Origin of the sequence: Mesorhizobium sp. B2-5-13 (assembly GCF_006440535.1) — a bacterium.
GTDB lineage: Bacteria > Pseudomonadota > Alphaproteobacteria > Rhizobiales > Rhizobiaceae > Mesorhizobium > Mesorhizobium salmacidum.
Map to the genome: position 1 here is coordinate 42,350 of NZ_VFUI01000026.1, position 6,773 is coordinate 49,122.

Annotated in this window: 7 protein-coding genes; 2 read left to right on the top strand and 5 right to left on the bottom strand. The window is 63.9% G+C overall.

Annotation, left to right across the window (positions count from 1 at the left end; genetic code table 11):
- Positions 1-11: 11 nt before the first annotated feature.
- On the bottom strand, positions 12-932 hold the full coding sequence (locus FJ434_RS26695) for an SMP-30/gluconolactonase/LRE family protein (RefSeq protein ID WP_140752529.1): 921 nt from the start codon (positions 930-932) through the stop codon (positions 12-14).
- Between the two features lie 251 nt (positions 933-1,183).
- Here FJ434_RS26695 and FJ434_RS26700 point away from each other — a divergent pair, with 251 nt between their 5' ends.
- Positions 1,184-1,351 carry a hypothetical protein gene (locus FJ434_RS26700; RefSeq protein WP_023774506.1) on the top strand — a complete coding sequence of 56 codons (168 nt, stop codon included), beginning with the start codon at positions 1,184-1,186 and terminating at the stop codon, positions 1,349-1,351.
- A gap of 144 nt (positions 1,352-1,495) precedes the next feature.
- On the opposite strand, the gene FJ434_RS26705 is transcribed toward FJ434_RS26700, so the two are convergent.
- The 4 genes from FJ434_RS26705 to ccmA form a co-directional block, all read right to left on the bottom strand.
- Positions 1,496-2,083, bottom strand: coding sequence for a DsbE family thiol:disulfide interchange protein (locus FJ434_RS26705; RefSeq protein WP_140752531.1), 588 nt, complete (start codon positions 2,081-2,083; stop codon positions 1,496-1,498).
- On the bottom strand, positions 2,080-2,253 hold the full coding sequence (gene ccmD / locus FJ434_RS26710; RefSeq protein ID WP_140510363.1) for a heme exporter protein CcmD: 174 nt from the start codon (positions 2,251-2,253) through the stop codon (positions 2,080-2,082). The genes FJ434_RS26705 and ccmD overlap by 4 nt, the downstream gene beginning before the upstream one ends.
- Before the next feature lie 132 nt (positions 2,254-2,385).
- On the bottom strand, positions 2,386-3,051 hold the full coding sequence (gene ccmB, locus FJ434_RS26715) for a heme exporter protein CcmB (protein ID WP_140510365.1): 666 nt from the start codon (positions 3,049-3,051) through the stop codon (positions 2,386-2,388).
- Between the two features lie 61 nt (positions 3,052-3,112).
- A complete protein-coding gene (ccmA, locus tag FJ434_RS26720; RefSeq protein ID WP_140510367.1) occupies positions 3,113-3,721 on the bottom strand; it encodes a heme ABC exporter ATP-binding protein CcmA in 609 nt (202 codons plus the stop codon).
- Between the two features lie 285 nt (positions 3,722-4,006).
- Between ccmA and acnA the strand changes: the two genes are divergently transcribed.
- Positions 4,007-6,697, top strand: coding sequence for an aconitate hydratase AcnA (acnA, locus tag FJ434_RS26725; protein WP_140510369.1), 2,691 nt, complete (start codon positions 4,007-4,009; stop codon positions 6,695-6,697).
- The last annotated feature ends 76 nt before the right edge of the window (positions 6,698-6,773 follow it).

The window sequence follows — 6,773 nt, forward strand, 5'->3', positions numbered from 1 at the left end:
TTCATTCCTGATCAGTACGTCTTGGCCCCATTCACCATCAGCCGCACCGAATAAAGCGAAGTGGTGCCGGCGATATAGAGGCAGTTCAGCTTGGCGCCGCCGAACACGCAATTGGCGGTCACCTCCGGCACCTTGACCTTGCCGATCAGAGTGCCGTCCGGATCGTAGCAATGGATGCCGTCGAAGGCGCTGGTCCAGATACGCCCGTCTGCATCGAGCCGAAAGCCGTCGAACAGGCCGGCGGTGCAGTCGGCGAACACCTTGCCGCCCGAAACCTTCTTGCCGTGCTTGCCGACATTGAACACCCGCATATGCGCCGGATTCTGCGCGCCATGCGTGCGGCCGGTGTCGACGACATAGAGCAGGCTTTCATCGAGCGAGAAGGCAAGCCCGTTCGGCCTGACCATATCGGTGATCACGGCTTCGACCTCACCACTGTCGGGATCGACGCGGTAGACATGGCAGGCGCCGATCTCGCTCTCGGCCTTGTCACCCTCATAGTCGGTGTCGATGCCATAGGTCGGGTCGGTGAACCAGATCGAGCCGTCGGACTTCACCACCGCGTCGTTGGGCGAGTTCAGCCTTTTGCCCTTCCATTTGGCGGCGACTGTGGTGACCGAGCCGTCATGCTCGGTGCGGCTGACGCGGCGGCCCGAATGCTCGCATGTGACCAGCCGGCCCTGCCGGTCGACGGTGTTGCCGTTGGAGTTGCCCGACGGCTGGCGGAACACGCTGACGCTGCCATCGGTTTCGTCAAAGCGCAGCATGCGGTTGTTCGGAATGTCGGACCACACGACATAGCGGCCGGCGGCGAACCAGGCCGGCCCTTCCGCCCAGCGGCAGCCGGTGAACAGTTTCTCCACTTGCGCGCTGCCGTTGAACAGGCGCGCGAAACGCGGATCGAGAATTTCGTAATGGTCTGCGGCCGCCATGCATTTCCTCCCGGCATCACGTGACGCCGGATCAAGCCAGCCCGCGACCGATCTGGCAAGACGGGCTATCAGCAATTTGTAAGACAAAACGGACAGGACATGCCTTAGGACGCCATTAACCGGCTATGCGCTGTGTGCAATGGTGCATTGCGACATCTTCTTTTTGCAATGCACCATTACTATGTCATGTTCCGTATCGATCAAGGGAGGAAGAACCAGCCGCCAGAATGCGGCACAGAAGGAACCTTGCTATGATCTTCAACGATCTCATGACCCGCGCTCGCAGCAGCATCGCCAAGCGCAAGCACTACAACCGCCTCGTCGCCGAAATCGATAGCTTCTCCAGCCGCGATCTGGCCGACATGCGGGCCGACCGCTCGGAAATGCTCTACCAGATCCACAAGCAGATCTACGGCTGAGTTTAAATCGATCGACGCGCCAGCCCGGCGCGTTGAGATTCCGGTCAGGCCGAGTCGAAAACGGTGGATTCCGGAACCGGGGCGGAGCGTACCTCAAGTACGTGAGTACCGGAAGCGCAGGAAGCCGCCGTTTGCAGGCCGGCATCACCTGAATATCTGTGCCGCCAGCGCCTTGTCGATCTGCGGCAGCAGAAGTTCCTTGGCGGACTCCGCCGTCAGGGGGCCGACATGCTTGTAGGCTATTTTGCCATCCTTGCCGATGACGAAGGTTTCCGGCACGCCATAGACGCCCCAGTCGATCGCCGTGCGGCCGGCTTCGTCGACGCCGATCGCCTGGAACGGATTGCCGAGGTCGCCGAGGAAGCGGCGGGCGTTTTCCGGCCGGTCCTTGTAATTCAGCGCCGCCATCACGAACCGCTTGTCCTGCGCCAACGCCAGAAGCACCGGGTGCTCTTCCCGGCATGGGGCGCACCACGATGCAAAGACGTTGACCAGCGTGACCTTTCCGGCGAAGGCCTTCGAATCGAGCCCCGGCAGATTGCTGCCCTCCAGGGGCGGCAGGTTGGTTTGCGGTGCTGGCAGGCCGATCAAGGCCGACGGCACTTCCGAGACATCGCGTCCAGACAACAGCTGCGCCAGGAACAGTCCGGCCAGGCCGAGGAAGACCAGCAGCGGCAAGAATACAAACAGGCGGCGACGGCCCGGCGGCGGCGTTTCGATTTCGCTGCTCACGGCTTTCCCGCCCCGGTCTTGTCGGAACGGCGGCGCACGCCAGCCGCCTCGAGTTCGGCAAGCTCGCGCTTGCGCGCCCGCTGGTCGATGAGGATCCAGCCGATCAGTCCGGCGAGCACCACTGCGGTGATGGCATAGGCGGCGGTGACGTAGAGGGCGTGCGGGCTCATGCCGGCCGCGTCCTTGGCATGCCGCCCGCCAACCCGATCCGTTCGCTGTGCTCGATCATGCCTTCCCTTAGCCTCGCGCCACGGCCCGCGCAATCGGCCGCCACGCCGCAGCCTGTGCCGCTCGTGGCCACCTCAATCCGTGCCATGACGCAATGCAAGCGCCGCGGCCACGGGGCCCAGCACCGCAAGAAACAAGGTCAGCGCGGCAAGAATGAGGAAGGGCTGCAGGAACGGATCCGGATTGGCCGTCGCGCCATAGCTCGCCGAAACGCCGAAGATCAGCACCGGGATGGTCAGCGGCAGCACCAGCACCGAGATCAGGAGCCCGCCACGCGGCAGCGCCACCGCCACCGCGGCGCCCACGGCGCCGATGAAGGTGATGGCCGGCGTGCCGACCAGAAGCGTCAGCGCCGTGGCGCCGATGGCCAACGGCTCCATGTTCATGAACAGGCCGAGCAGGGGCGCGGCGGCCACCAGCGGCAAGACGCTGCCCGCCCAGTGCGCCACACATTTCACCAGCACCGTCAGCGCCAGCATGTGCCGGTCGTTACCGAGCACCAGCAGATCGAGCGAGCCGTCCTCGCGGTCGGCCTGGAAAAGCCGGTCGAGCCCGAGCAGGCAGGCAAGCAGCGCGCCGATCCACAGGATCGCCGGACCGATGCGGGCCAAAAGCTTGAGGTCAGGACCAACGCCGAAGGGGATGGTGGCGATGACGGCCAGGAAGAAGATGACGCCGGTCAGCGCGCCGCCGCCGGCGCGGATCGAGAGGCGGATGTCGCGGAGGAGGAGGGCTAGCATGGGCGCGACGCCTCTGCGGCTTTGCGACACTTTCTCCAACGATGGTGCAACGCGGCCTGCATTATCCGGCCTCCCCCATCGCCAACGCCTTCGCCCCCTCCAATCCCAGCGGCAGATGCGTTGCCGCCACGATCATACCGCCATCTGCGCAATGCGCCGTCATCAGCCCCGCGAATCGCTCCTCCGAAGCCTTGTCCAGCCCAGCCGTCGGTTCATCCAGCAGCCACACCGGCCGTTGGCTGACCAGAAGCTTCGCGATCGCCGCGCGTCGTCGCTGTCCGGTCGAGAGATAGCCGAACGGCAGATGGCCGATGCCGCCCAGCCCGACCGTTTCCAGCGCCTCCTCGACATCGAGCCGGCCTTCGCCATGGAACTCCCGCCAGAAACGCAAGTTCTCCGTCACGCTCAGCGCCGTCTTCATCGCGTTCTGATGGCCGAGATAGTGGCAGGCGGAGGCGATAGAGGGGAATTCCTCGCCGCCGCCTTCGAGCAGCACACGCCCTTCGGCTTTCGGCAGCAGGCCGGCGACCACCCTGAGCAAGGTCGATTTGCCCGAACCGTTCGGCCCGGTGACGACCAGCGCCTGCCCGGCCTCCAGCGCAAACCCGATGCCGGAAAACACCGCCGCGCCGCTGCGCTCACCGCCCAGATTTTCGGCGATCAGCCGCATCCCGTACCTGTCTCTCGAACGAAGCGGCACGGTCGCTGCCGCATCGCACAAATTTGCTTTGCAACTGTCTAGAACTATTCCAGAAAATTCTCTATATGCGGGTCATCCGTGCCAGCGGTCGGCGCGGGAACAGAATTAGCGCCGAACCAGCGCACGCGCCGCCTTGAACGGCTCGGGTTGCTTGGGAACGGACAGCGGAAATGGCCGTACCCGCACCTTTGCGCGTGATTGCATGCCATCGGCGTCCGTTCCCTTTCAGGCTGAACAGACAAGGACGGATCGCACGTGTCAAAATCCCTCGACAGTTTCAATTGCCGCCGCACGCTGAAAGCTGGCGACGCCGAGTATGCCTATTTCGACCTCGTCGAGGCCGAGAAGAACGGCCTCACCGGCATTGCCCAGCTGCCCTATTCGATGAAGGTGCTGCTGGAAAACTTGCTTCGCAACGAGGACGGCCGCTCCGTTACCAAGGAGAGCATCCAGGCGGTCGCCGGCTGGCTGACCGACAAGGGCACCGCCGGTGTCGAGATCGCCTATCGCCCGGCCCGCGTGCTGATGCAGGATTTCACCGGCGTTCCGGCCGTGGTCGACCTCGCCGCCATGCGCGACGCCATGGCCTCGCTCGGCGGTGATCCGCAGAAGATCAACCCGCTGGTGCCGGTCGACCTCGTTATCGATCATTCCGTCATCGTCGACGAGTTCGGCACGCCGATGGCTTTCGCCCGCAACGTCGAGCTCGAGTATGAGCGCAACGAAGAGCGCTACAAGTTCCTGAAATGGGGCCAGCAGGCGTTCCGCAACTTCCGCGTCGTGCCGCCCGGCACCGGCATCTGCCACCAGGTCAACCTCGAATATCTCGGCCAGGTCGTGTGGACCAACACCGAGGACGGCGAAACGACAGCCTATCCCGACACCTGCGTCGGCACCGATTCGCACACAACCATGATCAACGGCCTTGGCGTGCTAGGCTGGGGCGTCGGCGGCATCGAGGCCGAGGCGGCCATGCTCGGCCAGCCGGTTTCCATGCTGCTACCCGAAGTTATCGGCTTCCGCCTCACCGGCAAGCTCAAGGAGGGCGTAACCGCCACCGATCTCGTGCTCACCGTCACCCAGATGCTGCGCAAGAAGGGTGTCGTCGGCAAGTTCGTCGAGTTCTTCGGCCCAGGTCTGTCCAACATGACGCTGGCCGACCGCGCCACCATCGGCAACATGGCGCCCGAATATGGCGCCACCTGCGGTTTCTTCCCGGTCGATTCCGAAACCATCCGCTATCTCACAATGTCCGGCCGCAGCGAGGACCGCATCGCCCTGGTCGAGGCCTATTCCAAGGCGCAGGGCATGTGGCGCGAGGCCGGCTCCGCCGACCCGGTCTTCACTGATCTGCTCGAACTGGAGTTGGACAGCGTCGTGCCGTCGATGGCTGGCCCCAAGCGGCCCGAAGGCCGCGTCGCGCTCGAAGGCATTCCGGCCGGCTTCGCCAAGGCGATGGAGACCGAGTACAAGAAATCGGCCGAAATCTCCAAGCGCTACGCCGTCGAAGGCACCGACCATGACCTTGGCCATGGCGACGTCGTCATCGCCGCCATCACCTCGTGCACCAACACCTCGAACCCGAGCGTGCTGATCGGCGCCGGCTTGCTTGCCCGCAACGCCAACCGCCTCGGCCTGAAGCAGAAGCCGTGGGTAAAAACCTCGCTGGCGCCTGGCAGCCAGGTGGTGGCGGAATATCTGGAAAAGTCGGGCCTGCAGAAGGAGCTCGACCAGATCGGCTTCAACTTGGTCGGCTTCGGCTGCACCACCTGCATCGGCAATTCCGGCCCGTTGCCGGCGCCGATCTCCAGGACCATCAACGACAAAGGTTTGATTGCTGCCGCGGTACTCTCCGGCAACCGCAACTTCGAGGGCCGCGTCTCGCCCGACGTGCAGGCCAATTACCTGGCGTCGCCGCCGCTGGTCGTGGCGCACGCGCTGGCCGGCACCGTCACCAAGGACCTGACCACGGAGCCGCTCGGCGACGACAGGAACGGCAATCCGGTCTATCTCAAGGACATCTGGCCGAGCTCGGCCGAGATCCAGGAGTTCATCGAGAAGAACGTCACCCGCGAGCTGTTCGCCCGCAAATATGCCGACGTCTTCAAGGGCGACGAGTACTGGCAGAACGTCAAGGCGCCGGAAGGCCAGACCTATGCCTGGGACAACGATTCGACCTATGTGCAGAACCCGCCCTACTTCGCCGGCATGACATCAGGTTTCGGCAAGATCGGCGACATCAAGGGCGCCCGCGTGCTCGGCCTCTTCGGCGACAAGATCACCACCGACCACATCTCGCCGGCGGGTTCGATCAAGGCTGCCTCGCCGGCCGGCAAATACCTCACCGACCATGGCGTCGGCGTCGCCGACTTCAACCAGTACGGCACGCGCCGCGGCAACCATGAGGTGATGATGCGCGGCACCTTCGCCAACATCCGCATCCGCAACCACATGCTGGGCGAGAACGGCCGCGAGGGCGGCTACACCATCCACTATCCCACGAAGGAAGAGGAATCGATCTACGACGCGGCGATGGAATACAAGAAGGAAGGCGTGCCGCTGGTCATCTTCGCCGGCGTCGAATACGGCAACGGCTCGTCGCGCGACTGGGCGGCCAAGGGCACCAACCTCTTGGGTGTCCGCGCCGTCATCGCTCAGTCCTTCGAACGTATCCATCGCTCGAACCTGGTCGGCATGGGCGTCATCCCCTTCGTCTTCGAGGACGGCACCTCATGGGCTTCCCTCAACCTCAAGGGCGACGAGATGGTCGAGATCGACGGATTGAGCGCCATCAAGCCGCGCCAGACGATGGTCGCCAAGATCACCTATGGCGACGGCACGGTGAAGAACGTGCCGATCATCTGCCGCATCGATACGCTGGATGAGCTCGACTACTTCAAGAATGGCGGCATCCTGCAATACGTGCTGCGCGATCTGGCAGCGTAGAAAGCAGGGACTAAGGGAGTAGGAGCAAGGAAGCTAGGCCCGGAACGGGTAACCTACTCCCCTACTCCCCTACTCC